Source organism: Ruegeria sp. G7 (genome assembly GCF_056535465.1).
Genome location: NZ_JBQFIL010000001.1, coordinates 581,142 through 599,242, shown reverse-complemented (window position 1 = coordinate 599,242; position 18,101 = coordinate 581,142). Strand labels below are relative to the sequence as shown.

The 18,101-nt window shown below is 57.6% G+C and carries 17 protein-coding genes and 1 tRNA gene; 7 read left to right on the top strand and 11 right to left on the bottom strand.

Annotation, left to right across the window (positions count from 1 at the left end; all coding sequences use genetic code 11):
- Positions 1–40: 40 nt before the first annotated feature.
- The 8 genes from yihA to rpmH form a co-directional block, all read right to left on the bottom strand.
- A complete protein-coding gene (gene yihA, locus ACR3EN_RS02960; protein ID WP_480819114.1) occupies positions 41–694 on the bottom strand; it encodes a ribosome biogenesis GTP-binding protein YihA/YsxC in 654 nt (217 codons plus the stop codon).
- Complete coding sequence (locus tag ACR3EN_RS02955) at positions 691–1,428, bottom strand: MOSC domain-containing protein (RefSeq protein ID WP_480819115.1); 738 nt, start codon at positions 1,426–1,428, stop codon at positions 691–693. Before ACR3EN_RS02955 ends, yihA begins: the two co-directional genes overlap by 4 nt.
- On the bottom strand, positions 1,425–3,248 hold the full coding sequence (gene yidC, locus ACR3EN_RS02950) for a membrane protein insertase YidC (RefSeq protein WP_480870331.1): 1,824 nt from the start codon (positions 3,246–3,248) through the stop codon (positions 1,425–1,427). Before yidC ends, ACR3EN_RS02955 begins: the two co-directional genes overlap by 4 nt.
- A gap of 126 nt (positions 3,249–3,374) precedes the next feature.
- Positions 3,375–4,916, bottom strand: a complete 1,542-nt coding sequence (locus tag ACR3EN_RS02945; RefSeq protein WP_480819117.1) for a putative bifunctional diguanylate cyclase/phosphodiesterase — start codon at positions 4,914–4,916, stop codon at positions 3,375–3,377.
- Positions 4,917–4,987: 71 nt separating this feature from the next.
- Positions 4,988–5,869 carry a tRNA 2-thiocytidine(32) synthetase TtcA gene (gene ttcA / locus ACR3EN_RS02940; RefSeq protein WP_480819118.1) on the bottom strand — a complete coding sequence of 294 codons (882 nt, stop codon included), beginning with the start codon at positions 5,867–5,869 and terminating at the stop codon, positions 4,988–4,990.
- 44 nt (positions 5,870–5,913) lie between these two features.
- Positions 5,914–6,138 (bottom strand): membrane protein insertion efficiency factor YidD, encoded by a 225-nt coding sequence (gene yidD, locus ACR3EN_RS02935; protein ID WP_480532580.1) that lies wholly within the window; start codon positions 6,136–6,138, stop codon positions 5,914–5,916.
- Complete coding sequence (gene rnpA / locus ACR3EN_RS02930; protein ID WP_480819119.1) at positions 6,135–6,557, bottom strand: ribonuclease P protein component; 423 nt, start codon at positions 6,555–6,557, stop codon at positions 6,135–6,137. The genes yidD and rnpA overlap by 4 nt, the downstream gene beginning before the upstream one ends.
- 26 nt (positions 6,558–6,583) lie before the next feature.
- Positions 6,584–6,718, bottom strand: coding sequence for a 50S ribosomal protein L34 (gene rpmH / locus ACR3EN_RS02925; protein WP_005980833.1), 135 nt, complete (start codon positions 6,716–6,718; stop codon positions 6,584–6,586).
- Between the two features lie 294 nt (positions 6,719–7,012).
- Here rpmH and ACR3EN_RS02920 point away from each other — a divergent pair, with 294 nt between their 5' ends.
- The 6 genes from ACR3EN_RS02920 (at position 7,013) to ACR3EN_RS02895 (ending at position 12,367) form a co-directional block, all read left to right on the top strand.
- On the top strand, positions 7,013–7,744 hold the full coding sequence (locus ACR3EN_RS02920; protein ID WP_480532576.1) for a TVP38/TMEM64 family protein: 732 nt from the start codon (positions 7,013–7,015) through the stop codon (positions 7,742–7,744).
- A 4-nt stretch (positions 7,745–7,748) separates the two neighbouring features.
- On the top strand, positions 7,749–9,167 hold the full coding sequence (locus ACR3EN_RS02915; protein WP_480819120.1) for a dihydrolipoyl dehydrogenase family protein: 1,419 nt from the start codon (positions 7,749–7,751) through the stop codon (positions 9,165–9,167).
- Between the two features lie 18 nt (positions 9,168–9,185).
- Positions 9,186–10,568, top strand: coding sequence for a sensor histidine kinase (locus ACR3EN_RS02910; protein WP_480819121.1), 1,383 nt, complete (start codon positions 9,186–9,188; stop codon positions 10,566–10,568).
- Between the two features lie 64 nt (positions 10,569–10,632).
- Positions 10,633–10,709: transfer RNA gene (locus ACR3EN_RS02905), tRNA-Arg, on the top strand.
- A 297-nt stretch (positions 10,710–11,006) separates the two neighbouring features.
- Entirely contained in the window at positions 11,007–11,216 is a 210-nt protein-coding gene (locus tag ACR3EN_RS02900) for a hypothetical protein (protein WP_480819122.1), read from the top strand.
- Between the two features lie 233 nt (positions 11,217–11,449).
- The gene (locus ACR3EN_RS02895; protein WP_480819123.1) at positions 11,450–12,367 is read left to right on the top strand and encodes a hypothetical protein; all 918 of its coding nucleotides are present in this window, start codon (positions 11,450–11,452) and stop codon (positions 12,365–12,367) included.
- 118 nt (positions 12,368–12,485) lie between these two features.
- On the opposite strand, the gene ACR3EN_RS02890 is transcribed toward ACR3EN_RS02895, so the two are convergent.
- From ACR3EN_RS02890 to ACR3EN_RS02880, 3 genes are all read right to left on the bottom strand, one after another.
- Entirely contained in the window at positions 12,486–15,614 is a 3,129-nt protein-coding gene (locus ACR3EN_RS02890; RefSeq protein ID WP_480819124.1) for an efflux RND transporter permease subunit, read from the bottom strand.
- An 8-nt stretch (positions 15,615–15,622) separates the two neighbouring features.
- The gene (locus tag ACR3EN_RS02885; protein ID WP_480918389.1) at positions 15,623–16,759 is read right to left on the bottom strand and encodes an efflux RND transporter periplasmic adaptor subunit; all 1,137 of its coding nucleotides are present in this window, start codon (positions 16,757–16,759) and stop codon (positions 15,623–15,625) included.
- A 76-nt stretch (positions 16,760–16,835) separates the two neighbouring features.
- Positions 16,836–17,315, bottom strand: coding sequence for a hypothetical protein (locus tag ACR3EN_RS02880; protein ID WP_480819126.1), 480 nt, complete (start codon positions 17,313–17,315; stop codon positions 16,836–16,838).
- 122 nt (positions 17,316–17,437) lie between these two features.
- Here ACR3EN_RS02880 and ACR3EN_RS02875 point away from each other — a divergent pair, with 122 nt between their 5' ends.
- Positions 17,438–18,070 carry a hypothetical protein gene (locus tag ACR3EN_RS02875; RefSeq protein WP_480819127.1) on the top strand — a complete coding sequence of 211 codons (633 nt, stop codon included), beginning with the start codon at positions 17,438–17,440 and terminating at the stop codon, positions 18,068–18,070.
- Positions 18,071–18,101 lie beyond the last annotated feature (31 nt).

Sequence of the window (18,101 nt, the reverse complement as noted above, 5' to 3'; positions counted from 1 at the left end):
CCCGTGTTAGGGCCTTTGGGGGGTGCTGCCAAGGGCCAAGCTATTCCAGATGCGCGATGATCGAGCGCAAGGTCGGAATGCCGTCGCCCTTTTCGGACGAGGTCAGCACGATTTCAGGGAAGGCCGCGGGGTGTTTCGAAAGCGCGTCGCGCACCTGAGCCAGCACTTTTTCGCGATCCTTGGCTTTGACCTTGTCTGCCTTGGTCAGCACGGCCTGAAAGGTCACGGCGCTGGTGTCCAGCAGCTTCATGATCTCGGCATCCACCGGTTTCACCCCATGCCGCGCGTCGATCAGCACGAAGGCCCGGCGCAGAGTCTGGCGACCGCTCAGGTACTGCTTGAGCAGTCGCTGCCATTTCTCGACCACCTTCACTGGCGCATTGGCATAGCCATAGCCGGGCAGGTCGACCAGATACAGCTCGGGGCCTTGGGTGAAAAAGTTGATCTCTTGCGTACGACCCGGCGTGTTCGATGCGCGCGCCAACCCTTTGGTTCCCGTCAGCGCGTTGATCAGGCTGGATTTGCCTACGTTCGAGCGGCCTGCAAAGCAGACCTCCAGTCGATCTGGGGCGGGCAGGCCGTCCATGGCCACGACACCCTTGACGAATTCAGACTCGCCCGCAAAAAGCTTGCGCCCCGTTTCTTTAGCAAACTCGTCTGGCTCTTCCGACAAAGAGAAGGGCAGAGTGGTCATAGCACCTGCACCATATCGCCGGTTCGAATGGTGCCGCCTTCCAGAACTTCAGCATAGACGCCAAAATCCCGATGGTTCCAGGTGCTCAATGCGCCCAGTGTGTCGGCGTCGCGTTCACCTGTTTCGGGGTTGGCGGTTGTCGCAAGGCAGCGCGTAATGCGTTCGCGGACGCGGAATACGGCGTCTCCAATGCGAATATCGCGGCCCAGCCACTCGAACTCTTCCCATAGGGGCAGCCCATCAAGCCAGATGTTGCCGCGCCAGCGTGCGATGGATAGATCGCGCCCTAGCTTCTGTTCGACCGCGCGGTGCGTGGCCATGTTGCACAGGCTGATCGAAGGAAAGTCGCTGTCGGTCATGCCCCGGCCGGGGACGCGGACAATACGGGCCGAGGCCGCGCGGTCAGCAGGCATCAGCGGTTTGACCCAATTCAGAAACGCCTCTTGTTGCGTATCGGGCTGAAAGCTCAGATCAGGTCGGTCCGGGTGGCGCAATGTCACCGTATCCCCCTGCAACTCAGCCGAGATTGCCATCAGCTGAGGTGCTTTGGCGCCGCGGCTGAAATTGGCACAGGGTGCCCATTCTGACCCGTCGATCTTGGACGCCTCATGCGCAACCGCCCAAACACGATCCCCGGGCATGGTTTGCCCAGGGGTCATGGAGACGTGATCGAGGTGTTCACGCCCATGGCTTTTGATCGGGTGCCTCCAAAGGCTGGTGACCGCACCGCTCATTTGTCGTCCGTCTTCGGTGTTTTCTTGAAGCCGGATTTGATGTTGCCGAACACATCGGGCGTATAGCCCTGGCTGCGCATGATCAGGTACTGTTGCGTGAACGTGATCGTGTTGTTCGCGATCCAGTAGACCACAAGGCCACTTGCGAAACCGCCCAGCATGAACATGAACACCCATGGCATCCAGGCAAAGATCATGGCCTGTGTTGCATCGGTGGGTGCCGGATTCAGTTTCTGCTGTAGCCACATCGAAATACCAAGCAGAAGCGGCAGGATGCCGATAAAGATCAGCGCCATAAAGCTTTCAGGTTGCGGGCCCGCCCAAGGCAGCCAGCCAAAGAAGTTGAAGATCGAGGTTGGGTCTGGTGCGCTGAGATCCTGAAACGGGCCAAACCATGGGGCCTGGCGCAGTTCGATGGTCACAAATATCACCTTATAGAGCGAGAAGAAGATCGGGATCTGCATCAGGATCGGCAAGCAGCCGGCGGCCGGATTGACCTTTTCTTTCTTGTAAAGCTCCATCATGCCCTGCTGCATCTTCTGGCGATCGTCGCCCGCAGCTTCTTTCAGGGCTTCCATTTGCGGCTGCAGTTCCTTCATCTTCGCCATCGAGACATAGGATTTGAACGCCAACGGGAACAGGATTGCCTTGATGATCAGGGTCAAGCCGATGATGGACCAGCCCATGTTGCCGATCAGCAGGTTGATATTGTGCAGCAGCCAGAAGATCGGCTTGGTCAGGAAAAAGAACCAGCCCCAATCAATACTGTCGATGAACTTCTGCACACCCTCTGACTGATACTCGCGGATTGCGTCCCATTCTTTCGCGCCGGCAAACAGCCGGGTGGTCACCTCTGCTGTTTCTCCCGGTGCAACGGTCAGTGTCGGCAGAACCGTTTCGGTCTGATAAATCTTGCGACGCGAGTCGTATTTTGCGGCGGCCTTGAAGGCTGAACCGGGTTCGGGGATCAGCGTCGTCATCCAGTAGTGGTCGGTGAATCCGATCCAACCGTCTTGCTTGACCTGATAAACTTCGGCCTGGGCACGTTCGTTCGGATCAATATCAAAGTCGCGCACATCGCCATAGTCGACCTCGGAAAGGGTGCCGTCGGCCATGCCGATCACGCCCTCATGCAAGATGAAGAAGTTCTTCAGACCCGGCAGGTCGCCGTCCTCGCCGATGCCATGGCGGGCAAGGATGCCGTAGGGTGCCATGCCAACTTCGGACTGGGTGGCGTTTTCGACCGATTGGGTGACAGTGAACATATAGTCCTGATCGACCGAGATGGTGCGGCGGAAGGTCAGACCGTTCCCGTTTTCCCACGCCAAAGTGATCGGGGCCTCGACACCCAGCGCGTCACCCTCTTCCAGTGTCCACAGCGTGTTGGGACCGGGCACATCGGTGCCTGCAAGACCTGACCCCGGGGCCCAGCCATAAAGAGCGTAATAAGCGGATTCTGTGCCAACTGGGGACAGAAGTTCAACGATAGGTGCCCCCTCGTCGATCGAGACTTTGTAGTCTTTCAGGAACAGCTCATCAATGCGGCCACCCGAAAGGGACAGGCTGCCTTTCAGACGCGGTGTGTCGATCTGTACGCGCGGGGCTTGTGTCTCTGGCTGAGCTTCTTCAGCGGCGGCGGTTGCTTCGCCTACCGGGCTGGCGGCGCTGGGCGTCTGAACCGCTTCGCCTTCAAGGGCGGCGATGTCGGCCTCTTCCTGCGTGGCGGTTGGTTCCGGCGGTGGGAACAACACGAACCAGACCAGGATCACCAGAAAGCTGAGCGCGGTTGCGAGGATGAGATTCTTATTCTGATCGTCCATCGGGGACAGCCACCTTAAGCATTGGAACACACCCGGTGGGTTCAACAGAGTGCAGCCCCAAAGGTCAAGCGGAATCGCCCGCCAATTCGCCGCAACTCAGGATTCAAAGCGTTACAAATGGTGATTTCATCCCATTTTGCGACCGATCTTGGGCGCCCCCTTGATCTTGGCGCGATGTGCGATGATCCAGTCCTGCGTTTGTTCATAGGGCATAGGTTTGGCGATGCCGAACCCCTGCACATGATCGCTGCCCAACTGGGCCATCAAAGCATGCTCTCCGGGGGTCTCAACACCTTCGGCGAGGGTTTCCAGATTCAGTCTTTCCGCCAGAGTCAGGATAGCACTGACCAGCTGCTGCTGGCCGGGGTCCTGATCGGCCTTCGCAACAAATGAGCGGTCGATCTTGATGCGCGAGACGTCAAAGCGCTTGATCGAAGCGATCGAGGCATGACCGGTGCCGAAATCGTCCAGGTCAATGCAGCACCCCAGCGCTGCAAGGCTTGTGACATTGCGGGTGATTACGTCATCCGGACGGCGCGAGAACACGGTTTCCAAAACTTCGACCGCAAGCCGGTCCGGTGTCAGGTCGAATTGATCGAGTTCCCATTTCAAACGGTCGACAAGACCGGGATTGCGCAGTTCATCGGATGAGAAATTGATCCCGATCCGTGGTACAACCAGACCCGCCGCATCCCATTTCTGCATGGCGTCAAACGCATGGTGGCGCATCACCTGGCCCAACCTTTCCATCAGGTCGGCCTGTTCGGCAAATGGCAGGAATACCTGCGGACCGAGAACCCCCTTCTTGGGGTGCTCCCAACGGGCCAAGGCCTCGAACCCGGTGATTTTCCCGGTATCCGTCGAGACCTGGGGCTGGAACCAGGGGCGGATCTCGCCATGGTCCAGCGCGGCTTGGAAATCCCGGCGCAGGTTTGCACGCACAAGCGAGCGCCGCCGCGTCTCGCTTGAATAGGCACGGATTGTCGAGGGCCCGCTCCGCTGCGCCTCGGACAGGGCCGCAGTGGCGGCTTCGATCCAGTCCGCCGCCTCAGCGGTCAGGAGGTCGGAATGCAGGCAGAAACCAACTGAGCAAGACAGATAGACGCTGGCACCGCTCAGCAAGACCGGTTCTTCTATGGCGCTTTGAATACGCCCGGACATCTGGATGCAAGCCTCCAGGTCAAGCTGAGGGGACGGCTGAAGCCCGATCAGAAACCTGTTCCGATCGATATGCGTGAAGATGTCGTGGCTTCGGATGATCGCAAGGATGCGATCGCCGAATTGCAGGGCGACATGGTTCGCCGCTGCCTGACCGTGCGTGTCGTGAAGTTCAGCATACTCATCCAGCGCCACCGCGATACAGGCAGCGTTACTGCCGGTGCTTTGAGCGGTCTTGTGCAGGATCTGAATCTCGGTCTGGAAGACATCGTTGGCCACCAGCCCGCACGGCCGCGCGCCCGCGCTTGTCGCTGTGTGCAACCGGCTTCCCCAAATGCCGGTCGCAGCAAAGACAAGGGGCAGGCCAAGCGCTGCTAAGATCAACGCGCTCTCTCCGCCCAGCCAGAAGGCGGCGAGACAGGTCGCGGGTAAAAAGGCAAGTGCCTGTGGCCCTGTCAGGCCGGTCCGCAGCGTTTCAAGTATTCGGTCGACAGAGACAGTATTCCGCATCGGTTTTGACGGCCTTCGGCTTATGCATGGGTCGCGCAGCCCAACCGTAGGAAACCAATCTGAGTCAGTCGTTAACGCAGCAACGGAATTTCTTCCGAATTTTCGTCTTTTTGACTCGGATCAATGGAAAGACCTGAAAAATCAAAGAGTTTAGGGTCCAGAAGATGCGAAGGCCTTGCGTTTGTCAGTGCCCGGAACATCACCTGTCGACGCCCAGGGGCATTCTTTTCCCACTGATCGAGGATCTGTTTCACCTGTTGCCGCTGCAGGCCATCCTGACTGCCACAGAGATCGCAGGGAATGATAGGATATTTCATCGCCCGCGCGAATTTCTCGCAATCCGCTTCGGCCACATGGGCGAGGGGGCGATAAACAAACAAATCACCTTCTTCGTTTACCAGTTTCGGCGGCATCGTCGCCAGACGCCCGCCATGGAACAGGTTCATGAAAAAGGTTTCAAGGATATCGTCGCGGTGATGGCCCAGCACGACGGCCGAGCAGCCTTCCTCGCGCGCAATGCGATACAGATTGCCCCGACGCAGGCGCGAGCACAGCGCGCAATAGGTGCGGCCTTGCGGGACTTTGTCGACGACGACGGAATAGGTGTCCTGGAATTCTATGCGATGCGGGACGCCCATCTGCTTGAGGAACTCTGGCAGAACCGTGGCCGGAAAGCCCGGCTGGCCTTGATCCAGATTGCAGGCCAAAAGCTCTACCGGAAGCAGGCCGCGCCATTTCAACTCGTACAGAACCGCCAGCAGGGTATAGCTGTCTTTGCCTCCCGACAGACAGACCAGCCAGCGGGGCGTGCAATTGTGGTTCCGATCCACCATGCCGTATTGCTCAATCGCTTCACGGGCCTGGCGTACGATGCGTTTGCGCAGCTTTTTGAACTCGGTGGTCGAGGGCGCGCCAGCAAAGAGCGGATGGATGTCGTCAGCGTCGTCAAACATGGGGCGGGCCTATCGTAGATGGGTGAGCCGGGCAAGGGTCGGGGTTATTCGTCGGGCACAGGATCATAGCCGTCGCCCCCCCAGGGATGGCAGCGCCCAATGCGCCGCGCGGCCAGCCATGTTCCTTTGATGGGGCCATGTTTTTCCAGTGCTTCCAACGCATAGGCCGAGCAGGTCGGCTGATAGCGGCAATTGAAGCCCACCCACGGGCTGAAGATCAGCCGATAGGCCCGCACCGGCAGGGCGAGGATATGGGCAAACAGCGTCATTTTCCGCCATGCAGTTTGCGCAGGGCATAGCGCAGATCGTCTTGCAGCGCATCGAATGGGCGTGCGGCGGTGACTTCGGCGCGCCCGATCAGAACGTAATCCCAACCGTTCCGACCTTGCTGGGGTAAAACCGCGCGTGCGGCTTCGCGCAGGCGGCGTTTGGCGCGGTTGCGGGCTACGGCATTGCCGACCTTCTTGGAACAGGTGAACCCGACGCGAATACCCTGCACTTCGTCCGGGCCACGCTTGCGGGCTTGTACCATCATCGAGGCCGTGCCCTGCCGTTTCGCGCGCGCGGCTTTCAGAAAGTCAGACCGGTTCTGCAGCACTGTCAAAGTTTTAGGTGCGCAAACGGACGCCGCCGGGGGCGTCACCCTCGGCTGGCTGTTACCATCCTCAGGGGCCTCCGGCGGCGTCATGTTCATAACCTGGTCGGTGAGGCGGTTTACGCGCTCAGCGACTTGCGGCCACGAGCGCGGCGCGCGTTCAGGATTTTGCGGCCGGCTTTGGTGGCCATGCGCGCGCGGAAACCGTGGCGGCGTTTGCGAACCAGGTTCGAAGGCTGATAGGTGCGTTTCATCGCTCCGTCTCCAATCAATAGCGGTGGGTGCGGCGCGGATTCGCCTGGCCCTAGTGTTCGAAGCCCGTCCTCTACTGGCAAGACGGGGTTAAGTCAAACCCCTAGGTGGGGGTTTTGGCAGCTTTTGCAACAATTCTGTAACCTGACGGGGCAAAAGGTTTCAAAAACCGGGTTTCGCGCCGAAAACGCTCACATTCCCGGTCATCAAGTTCAACGCCGCGTGAGGCCCCTGTTGCGTGGCCGCCGTAACACGCATGTTGGGGCAGAATGAACGAACAGAAGCCGGAAACTCAGATGAGTGAAACATCCCAGGTGCCGCGCAGCAGCGTGGCGCGGCATATCCCCTTGCTTGTGATTCTGACGGCTGCGGCGGTCGGGTTCTTCACGCTGGGCGACTACCTTACTTTCGAGACCCTGCGCGATAACCGCGAGTCGCTCTTGGCGTGGCGGGATACGCATTACTGGGCCATGGCCGGGGCCTTCGTGGTGATCTACATCGTCATCGTGGCCTTTTCGCTGCCCGGTGCCGCCATTGCCTCGATGACCGGAGGGTTTTTGTTCGGTCTGTTTGCCGGAACCGTCTTCAACGTCTTCGCTGCCACCATCGGCGCATCCGCGATCTTTCTGGCGGCGCGTTGGGGTTTAGGAGAATCGCTGACCGCGCGGCTGGAATCCTCGGAAGGGACCATCGGCAAGCTGAAGGACGGGCTGCGCGAGAACGAAATCTCGGTCCTGTTCCTGCTGCGTCTGGTGCCGGTGGTGCCGTTCTTCGTGGCCAATCTGGTGCCTGCACTTGTGGGCGTGAAGTTCCGTAACTTCCTGATCACCACGGCGCTGGGCATCATCCCGGGTGGCATCGTTTATACGTGGATCGGCGTGGGTCTGGGTGGTGTGTTCGACCGGGGCGAGACCCCTGACGTCTCGCTGCTGTGGGAGCCGTTCGTGATCGGCCCGATTATCGGCTTGTGCGTGCTGGCCGCATTGCCGATTGTCATCAAATCCCTGCGTGGCCGAAAGGACGGCTGATTTCATGCAAGAGCTCAAGACCGATATCCTGGTGATCGGCGCCGGGTCGGGCGGCCTGTCGGTCGCCGCCGGAGCCAGCCAGATGGGCGCCGATGTGATCCTGCTGGAAGGGCACAAGATGGGCGGCGACTGCCTGAATTTCGGCTGCGTTCCCTCGAAAGCACTGATCGCCAGCGGCAAGGCCGCTTATGGGCAGGCGCATTCGGCGGCGCTGGGCGTGGCGGACGTGGTGCCTAAGGTGGACTATGCCGCGGCCAAGGATCACGTTCACGATGTCATCGCCCAGATCGAACCGATGGACAGTCAGGAGCGGTTCGAAGGGTTCGGCGTCAAGGTGATCCGCGAATACGGCAGCTTTGTCTCGCCCACGCAGGTGCAGGCCGGCGATCACCGGATCACCGCCCGTCGCATCGTGGTGGCCACCGGGTCTTCGCCTCTGGTGCCGCCGCTGCCGGGGCTCGATCAGGTGCCTTACTACACCAACGAGACCATATTCGACCTACGTGACAAGCCCGACCATCTGCTGATCATCGGCGGCGGCCCCATCGGGATGGAGATGGCGCAGGCGCATATCCGTCTGGGCTGCGAGGTCACGGTCATCGAAGGCATGACCGCGCTGGGCAAGGACGACCCCGAGGCCGCAGCCGTCGTGCTGGACAGCTTGCGGGACGAAGGCGTGGCGATCCACGAAAACGCCATGGTCGCCCAAATCCGGGACAATGCGGGTGCTGTCGAGGTTGTCACCGAAAATGGCGAGATCTATGCGGGCTCGCACCTGTTGCTGGCCGTCGGGCGCAAGGCCAATATCGACCGCCTGAACCTTGAGGCCGCCGGGATTGATCGGACACGGACGGGCATCAAGGTGGACGCCGCACTTCGCACGTCCAACCGCAAGGTCTATGCGATCGGAGACGTCGCGGGCGGGATGCAATTCACCCATGTTGCAGGATATCAGGCTGGCGTCATCATTCGCTCGGCCCTGTTCGGGTTGCCGTCGAAGGCCAAAACCACGCATATACCTTGGGCTACCTATACCGATCCCGAGCTGGCGCAGGTCGGCCTGACCGAAGCACAGGCGCGCGCGCAGCACGGAGACGCAATCGAAGTTGCCCGCTTTGACTACCACCACAATGACCGCGCCATTTCCCAGCGCAAAACGAAGGGCTTCATTAAGGTCATGGTGTTAAAAGGCCGTCCGGTGGGCGCGACAATCGTGGGGCATCAGGCCGGGGAATTGATCAACTTGTGGTCTCTTGCTCTGGCCAATACCCTCAAAATGGGTCAGATCGCCGCAATGGTTTCGCCCTATCCAACGATTGGAGAGCTTAACAAACGCGTAGCGGGAGCCTATTTCTCGCCAAGGCTGTTTGAGAATCAAACGGTTAAACGGGTGGTCAGGTTTGTCCAGCGCTGGATTCCCTGACCCGAGGAGGAGCGTAAAGTGAACTCGCTGTCGGGCCGATTTCTGATCCTGACGACGGTCTTCGTGATGTTGGCCGAAATCCTGATCTTTGTGCCCTCGATCGCGCGGTTCCGCGAGGATTTCCTGCTGACCCGGCTTGAGCGCGCACAGATCGCTTCGTTGGCGTTGCTGGCCGATGACATGCTGGCTGATGATCTGGAAGCCGAGTTGCTGGTGAACGCGGGCGTCTACAATGTCGTTCTGCGCCGCGATGAGGTGCGTCAGCTGATGCTGTCGTCGCCGATCCCGGACCAGGTCAACCAGACCTATGATCTACGCGACGCCAGTGCCTGGGTGCTGATCCGCGATGCGACCTTGCGCTTTTTCACACCCGAGAACGAAGTGATCCGCGTGATCGGCGCCCCGGTAAAAGATGCGGGCTTGCTGATCGAAGTCACCATGGACAGCGATCCCTTGCGCATGGCCATGACCGATTATGGCCTGCGCATTCTGGGTCTTTCTTTTGTCATCTCGATCATTACGGCGTCGCTGCTGTTTTTGGCTGTGCGGGTGGTGCTGGTGCGACCCATCAAGGGGGTGGTGGGATACATGCAACGCTATGCCAGCGCGCCCGAAGATGCGCGCGGCATCATTTCCCCCAACTCCAAAGTAACCGAACTGCGCGAGGCGGAAGAGGCGTTGCAGATGTTGCAAACCGATCTAACCCAAGCGTTGAAGCAACGCGAAAGGCTGGCGCAATTGGGTGGGGCAGTTGCCAAGGTCAGCCATGATTTACGCAACATCCTGACATCGGCCCAGCTGTTCACCGACCGGATTGAGGCCAGCGATGACCCGCTGGTAGCGCGTATGGCGCCTAAACTGGTGAACTCGATCACCCGCGCGGTTTCCTTGTGTGAAAGCACACTGGCCTTCGGTCGTGCCGAAGAACCGGCCCCCACGCTGACGATGGTGCCGCTGCATGACGTTGCCGCTGATGTCGTCGCCAGCGAGCAACTGGCGATTGCGGATGCCTGCGTGGAAATCCTCAATGACGTACCTGCCGAGCTTGTTGCCCGCGCCGACCCTGAGCAGATGTTCCGCGTTATCATGAACCTCGTGCGCAATGCCCGACAGGCGCTGGTGGCAGCAGGCAAACCCGGCCGCATCACCGTTACCGCGTCCGAGCATGACACCAACTGGTGTATCGAGATCAGCGACACAGGCCCCGGCCTGCCGCCCAAAGCGCGCGAGAACCTGTTCACACCGTTTCAGGGCGGGGTCCGCAAGGGCGGCTCGGGTCTTGGGCTGGCTATTTCGCAAGAACTGGTCCGCGGGCACGGCGGAGAGCTGTTTTTGAAAGACACCGGGCCGAACGGAACCACCTTTGAAATAAGGCTTCCCCGAGGCGACGTGACTTTTTGATGATTTTTTGAAGAATCAGCTTGCACGTCCCCAGCCCGAGGTCTAAACAGCGCCTCACCAACGCGGACCGATAGCTCAGCTGGATAGAGTACTTGACTACGAATCAAGGGGTCGGGGGTTCGAATCCTCCTCGGTCCGCCACTTTTTCGCCTAAAACATTGAAAATAAATAACTTCATTTTTTGAGGTTCGAATCCGTCGCGGGATTTAAACCGATCCCGCAACAAATCCCGCAACATTTGTGTTCAGTAGCCGTTCCTGACTTAGTTCAGAAATCCGTGGTTAATAGACGCTCGGCATCAGAAGGCTTTCCAAGTCAAATCGCAGCTTGAAGTTGAACGCCAGAATTAAGGCACGTTAATAACCGGTACATGCGAGATTAAGCAAAAGACCCGATCTATTCCTTGAACCAAGCGAAAAATCAAAGGGGGAATAGACTATGGCCTACACCGATTATGGCACTGGCAACGGTATCTTATCCAACCTCTTCGCTTCTGCCGATGAAAGGAAGGCGAGGCGTGAAAAGAATGCCGAATACAAAAGGAAAATGCGCGAAATCGACATGATGTCCGAGCGCGAGCTTTTGGACCTTGGTCGTTGTCGACGCGATATGAAAGATATTCTCTATCGCCACTATTTCGCGCGTTAACCAAGAAAGAGTGGTGAAATACACCAAGTTCATGTCCTGCCTTGCGTGATGCTCCACGACTGAGCACTGGCAGAAAGGGACGCTCCTAATTCAGACGCCACATATTCAATTCGACAGCACTCGCGTAGCCGCGTTTGAAATCAGAGCGGATATTTGTTCGCTCAATACTGGGCAATACTGGAAATGTGGCCTTTCTCGAAAGTTGACCGACTGCATAACTCGGAGTCAGAGCAATGTATGACGAAACCAAGACGGAAGCCGGTAACCCACGCGCTTTTTCCCGAAATGATCTGATCGAGATCGGCCTGAAGGCATCGGATCGCAAACTGCGTGATCAGGTGCAAACTTGGGAGCGTTACACAGACGAAAAAACGGATGTTGCGTGCGATTTGATGCGCGGTGTCAAGTCACTCTTGCGCGAAAACCCAACAGATAAAGCCCTAAGAACCCTTTCTATAGGCTCAAGTGAAGAACCGCAGTTTCAACTGCTGCATGCGCTGTCTGATGGTGGACTGTGGCTCTATGATCGCGATCGCGAGGCGCTGGAAGCCGTAAGAAACCGCGTCGAGAGAACTCTGCTGAACAATGTTCATTTGGTGCAAGGTGATTTTCTGATTGATTTCACAAACGAAGAAGCAATTGCCAACGCTTTGAGCAAGCATTTCGGAGGCGCGCCCTTTGACCTGATTACGCTCCACCATGCGCTGTATTATTGTCCAATCGAAATCTGGCCCCGTTTGGTGAACATGATTTGCACCCAGCTGTTGAACAGGCCGGGTAGAATGCACCTGGCGCTTATGTCATCTTCGACCGAGCGCTCCCATACAACTACCTGGCTTTACAATCGGTTTGCCGAAAAATTTCATGGTACGCGCAACAACCAGAATTTGCTTGATCTTCCATCGCAGATGCGAAGCTTAAATGGCTTGGATACCTTCCAGTTTTCTACTCGCAGCAATGCAGTCCGATGCTGTCCCAAAAGATTTGACGAGTTGATGGCAGTGGTTTGGATGATCATGCTCTATCCGTATGTTCATGATTTCAACGTCGACCAAAAGGTCGAGATAACGGAGTTTGTGCTGGATGAATTCTGGCTGACTGGGCGCGACCTCGTACAGCAGCAAGACTATCTGACGATCAGCAGAGTGTAATGCGCTTGGTGTTTGTGCATGGGATGCACAGCCAAGAAATCCCCGGCTACGCAATCAACCTAGTAGGCCCGACCGGCGCCGACTTAGGAGAGGTTTACAACACTCCTGGCCCCGCTGGTCACGCCCGGGACCTGTGCTTTCCGATCCGTACCAGATACTCCCTGATCGATTGGAACGCTGCGTATAGCACCGGGATCATGAGCAGGCCGAGCGTGCTGTCGACGATCATCCCGAATAGGACCGGATAGCCAATGGATGTCCGCGCAGCGGCACCCGCGCCACTGGAAAGCACCAGAGGCAACACGCCGACGATGAAACACAGACCTGTCATCGTGACCGGACGGAACCGGATTTCTGCCGCCTTCAGCGCTGCTTCTTTGATGCTGGCTCCGCTCATACGCTCTTGATTGGCAAATTCGACGACCATAATTGCTTTCTTCGCGGCCAAACCGATCAATAACACCATGCCGACCTGCGCAAAGATATTGCTGGTCAAGAAGGGGTAATACGCCAGTGGTATCAACGCACCTAGCAAAGCAAACACCGTCGAGGTCACAATGGACAGCGGCAGGACCCAGCTTTCGTACAGCACAACCAGGAAGAGGTAGGCCAATATCAAGGCGGATAGCATGATGTAAGGAACCAGACCTTGTGATTTGACCTCTTGCTGGGTCACACCAGACCATTCAATGCGGAACCCGTCGGGCAAGGTATCGTCGGCGATCTTCTGCATCGCGTTGATCCCGTCACCCGAACTGACAGAATCCGCGAGCTGGGCGCTGACCGAGGCGGCCGCGAACAGGTTGTATCGCGGGATCGAATCCGGGGCGAGGACGGGTTCGCTTGTGATGAAGTTCCGCAGTGGCAACGACTCACCCGCGCTGTTTTTGACGTAGATATTGTCCACGTCTTCCAGGGTCTGCCGAAACGGCGCATCAGCCGAGATGATGACCCAATACACACGCTCTGACAGGATGAAGTTGTCCACGAAGTAGGAGCTCAGGTTGGCCTGAAGCGCGGTAAAGATATCTGACACGTTTACGCCCAGAGCTTCGGCCCGATCACGGTCGACCGACAAGCGGTACTGAGGCGTTTGGCCCGAGAAACTGCCATGTGCGCGCACAAATTCAGGTGCGGCGTTCAGCGCGGTGACAAAGGCGTTCATCACCGAATCCAGCTGGCCACCATCGCCTTTTTCAAGATCCAGAAGCTCGACCGAAATGCCCCCGGTCGAACCCAGCCCGTGAATGGTCGGGAAGGGGAACACATAGCTTTCAGCCTGGGGCAGAGTGGCGAGTTGTTCGTCCAGTTTCTGCATGATGGCATTCCAATGCAGATCCGGTGTTTTGCGCTGATCCCAGGGCGTCAGCGTCACGATTGCCATACCTGCATTCGATCGACCACCGGCCAGCATACTTGCACCTGAAACAGTCGTGACCGTGTCTACGCCCGGGGTCTTCTCGATGAGTTTCCCGGCCTCGGCCATAAACGCCTGCGTGCGCTGCAGCGAGGCACCGTCAGGAAGCTGCATCGCTGCAAGCAGTACACCATTGTCTTCCTGCGGGATCAGGCCGGTCGGCACGGTCTTGAACAAGTAAGCCGTGGCACCGACGCATGCTGCGAATACGATCAGCGACACGACCATATAGCGCAGCATCAGGGACACAAGTTTCACGTAAAGCCGCCTGATCGCGCCCACAACCGCGGGGACAAAGCGCAGGGGTCCGATCGGTTTGGTTCCCGACTTCAGGACCATCGCGCACAACACCGGCGCCAAGGTCAGAGCATTCACAGCGGACAGAACGAACGCAAAGATAATGGTTGCGGCGAACTGGTAATAGATGGTTCCGGTCACGCCGGGAAAGAAACACACCGGGACAAAAACCGCGCCGAGAACAAAGGTCGTCGCGATAATTGGCCGGTTCACCTGCGCCATTGCCTTGAGCGTGGCCTCACGCGGACCAAGGTCTTCTTCGCTGGCGATGCGCTCGGCGTTTTCGACAATGATGATCGCATCGTCGACGACCAGGGTAATCGCCAGCACCAGGGCGAACAATGTGATCATGTTGGCGCTGAACCCGATGGTATAAATCAACGCGACCGCCCCCAGCAGCGACACAGGGATCGCGATGGCGGGCACGATTGTGGCCCTGAAACTGGCCAGGAAGAAGAATGTCACTGCGATCACCAAACCGGCGGTCAAAGCGAGCGTTTTCAGGATGTCCTCGATTGAAACGCGAACGGCATCGGTGACGTCATAAGTGATCTCATACGAGACGCCGTCTGGGAACTTCTTCGAAAGCTCACCCATCAGGCTTTGAATGCTATCCGAAATCTCTAGCGCGTTGGCCGTGCTTTCCTGATGCACGGCAATCGCAGCAGTGTCTTTCCCGTCCAGCTGAGAAGACCCGGAATACGTGGCCGAGCCCAGCTCGATACGCGCGACATCCTCAAGCCGTGTAACCGATCCGTCGTCGCCAGTTGCGACGATGATCCGCCCGAACTCATCGGCGTCCCTCAGCAACCCCTCGGCTCGCAGCTTGAACTGAAAGTCGGTACGTGCATCGCCAAACGGGGGGGCGCCGACCTGCCCGGCCGCGGCCGCAACATTCTGGTTTTCAATCGCATCGGCAATCTCGGCCGCAGTAATGTTCAGCGCGGCCATGCGTACCGGGTCAATCCAAACCCGCATGCTGTATTCCAGCTGACCAAATTGCGAGACCCCGCCCACCCCAGGCAAGCGCTGCAATGGATCATGCAGGAAGTTGGCGGCATAATTGCTCAGATACAGCTCGTCCCGCGACCCGTCGGGAGAGGTGAGGTTGATCACAAGGATCATGTTGCCCGATTGTTTGGTGACTTCGATACCTTGCTGTTGAACCACGGCGGGCAGCGCCGAGCTTGCCAGTGCGATCCTGTTCTGGACCTCGACCGCCGCGACGTTGGGGTCAGTCCCCAATTCGAAAGATACGCTTAGGTCATAACTGCCATCGTTCGAGCTGGTGGATTGCATGTACAACATGCCTTCGATGCCGTTCACGCGCTCTTCGATCGGGGTGGCTATGGCTTCCTGGATCACCTGTGCATCGGCACCGGGATAGTTTGCCGAAACATAGACCTGAGGTGGGGTGATGTTCGGGTATTCCGAGATCGGTATCAGGCGCACACAGACTGCGCCGAACAGCACCATCAGGATAGCGATGACAGCGGCAAAATGCGGACGGTTGATGAAATAATGAGAGATCAAGCCCGTCCCTAACCTTGGCTATCAACCGCTTTCACGACCAACCCATCGTGAATTTTCTGCAACCCCTGCACAACAACGCGATCCCCTTCTTTCAGGCCCTTCGTCACTTGCGTTTGGGTGGCTGTCTGAACGCCTATCTCAATATCGGTGCGATGAACCGTGTCTTTATCGTCCACCGAGAATACAAAATATCCTTTATTGTCGAACTGGACGGAATTGCGCGGCACAGTCAGCACTTTGGCGTCTTCTGACCCGCTCAGGCCAACGACAACAAATTGGCCCGGGATCAGCAGGCCATCCGGGTTGGCAAACGTGGCTCTGAGTTCGACTGTATCCGTATCCTGGCCGACATTGGGGCCGACGTAGGTCACCTGGCCTGCTGTCGCATAGGCCTGACCATCGGCCAGTGTGATCTGGGTCGTCAGCTTGATATCTGTCGGGGTGATCGACCCGTTCCGACGCTCGCGCAGCAGCACCGGCTCGCTGACGAAAAAGCTGACCAGTATCGGGTCAATGCTGGTGACAGTCGCCAGCACACCGCTATCAGAGCTAACGAGGTTGCCAGCATCCACGGCAGACAGTCCGATACGCCCATCCAGGGGGCTGGTGATTTCTGTGTATCCAAGATCAATCTGCGCAATTTTCAAAGCGGCTGCGGCCTCATCCACCGCAGCCTGCCCCTCGGCAAAGGTCGCGCTGGCGGTATCCAGAACGGATTGAGCTATATCGCCCTTGTCAAAGAGGGCCTGTTGCCGGTCCAGCTCGGTCTTGTCGCTGGCAGCAGCAGCTTGCGCGCTTTTCAACGCCGCCTGCGCACTGGCGACGCTGGCCTCATAGCTTTGCTTTTCGATCCTGAAAAGGACGTCGCCCTCGGAAACCACGCCGCCTTCGGCAAAATTCACTTCTTGCAGCACGCCTTCGACGCGGGCCTGTAGATCAACGCTTTGATCCGCTACCACGCGCCCGACAAATTCATCCTGTTTCTGGACCTCATTCTTCGATGCAGTCGCAACGACAACACTGGGCGGCGTCGGAGAGGATGATTGCGCCACAGCCGCATTCGCTAGCCCGAATGTAACGAGGGACAAAAGTATCAGGTTTGTGAGTTTCATCCCGCGCTCGACAATCTGGAAGCGAAATCTCATACGTCTACTATTCATTGCGGTTTACCAAGGCGCAACGCAAATCTGCGTGCGCTTTGGAAGTGCTGTAACCCGGCACTCATCCTGTTCCAGGCAATCCGCCAAACGGACCTGAGTAAGGTTCGGACCACCAACCGTCGATGACCATCACGGCGTTTGACATCATTCCGACCGGCTCACCTTCAATAATTGAGTAGGTATATTCTAGCGTGTCGCCAACGGATTTGGGTGCCGAGATCTCAACGATCACAACATGCGCTTTTCCATCTATTTCACCAGACAGCGCTGCGTTCGGAGGGTTTACCGCAAAGCTGTCTTTGCCGAATTTCCAAACATCCAGAAAATGATCCACCGAAATCACGCCCGCGTCGCGATAGGGGCGATCGGCGAACACCGAGACCGCATCATCGACCCCATGCAGCACCAGTTTTCCATCAGCCAATTCGACTGTGTTTGCGGTTTCGACGAACAGATAGCTTTTGTTGGCGGCGTTATCCGCCAGCGCCGTGGACGCAACCAGAGCGCCTAACCCGATGAATAAGAATGGGGCCGCTTTCATACCAATTCCTTTTTTATGTCTGACGTGTTTCTCGCGTTCATTCTGCGGCGAACATTTGGGCCTATGTGCCACAACTCAACCTTAGTGCTAAATTAATAATCGTTAACCCCGTCTTGTAATGTATGCGTGACAGACAATTTATTGGGGTAAGCGGCACTGCCAATACACTACCACCTAAGCTCATTACTTTTTTCGTCGGAAACAGCCACAGTTCAATAAAGGGGCACGTCATGAAGCGCTTGTTCAATTCCATAGCGACAGTCATTTTGGTCGCTGGATCAGCTGGCGTTGCAGCCGCACAATCGGCGGAAAAGGACGATGGCGAAGCCTTGTTTGTTCAGCATGCGGCCTCGGCCACATTGTCAGACGGGGTTTTGACGCTGAGTGATATCGACTCCCACATGATTGCATTTACTGACCGCCCGATGCGCGCCGCTGCTTCAATTCCAACGGCAAACCTGATTGAAGTCTGGACCAAAGGCCAAGACAGTTTCGCCGATGATCCGCCGAACGCTGTTCTGGTCGGCCAAGCAAATGGCGAACCAACCTCGGTTGTTGTCGAGCTGACAAATCCCAAGCTCAGCGATGGCACACTGGTTTTTGACTATAAGGTTCTTGAAGGGCAGGATTCCATCGTGCTGGAGAACAGTTATTTCGTCATCGATGAAACCCCATGGGGCGACGTGCTTTGGTCGATCGACATGGTTGACGGGAATCCGAACGACGCGCAGGCTCTCGAAGCGACAAATGAGTGAGCGTTTCTGACGAGGCGCACGTTATGTCGCC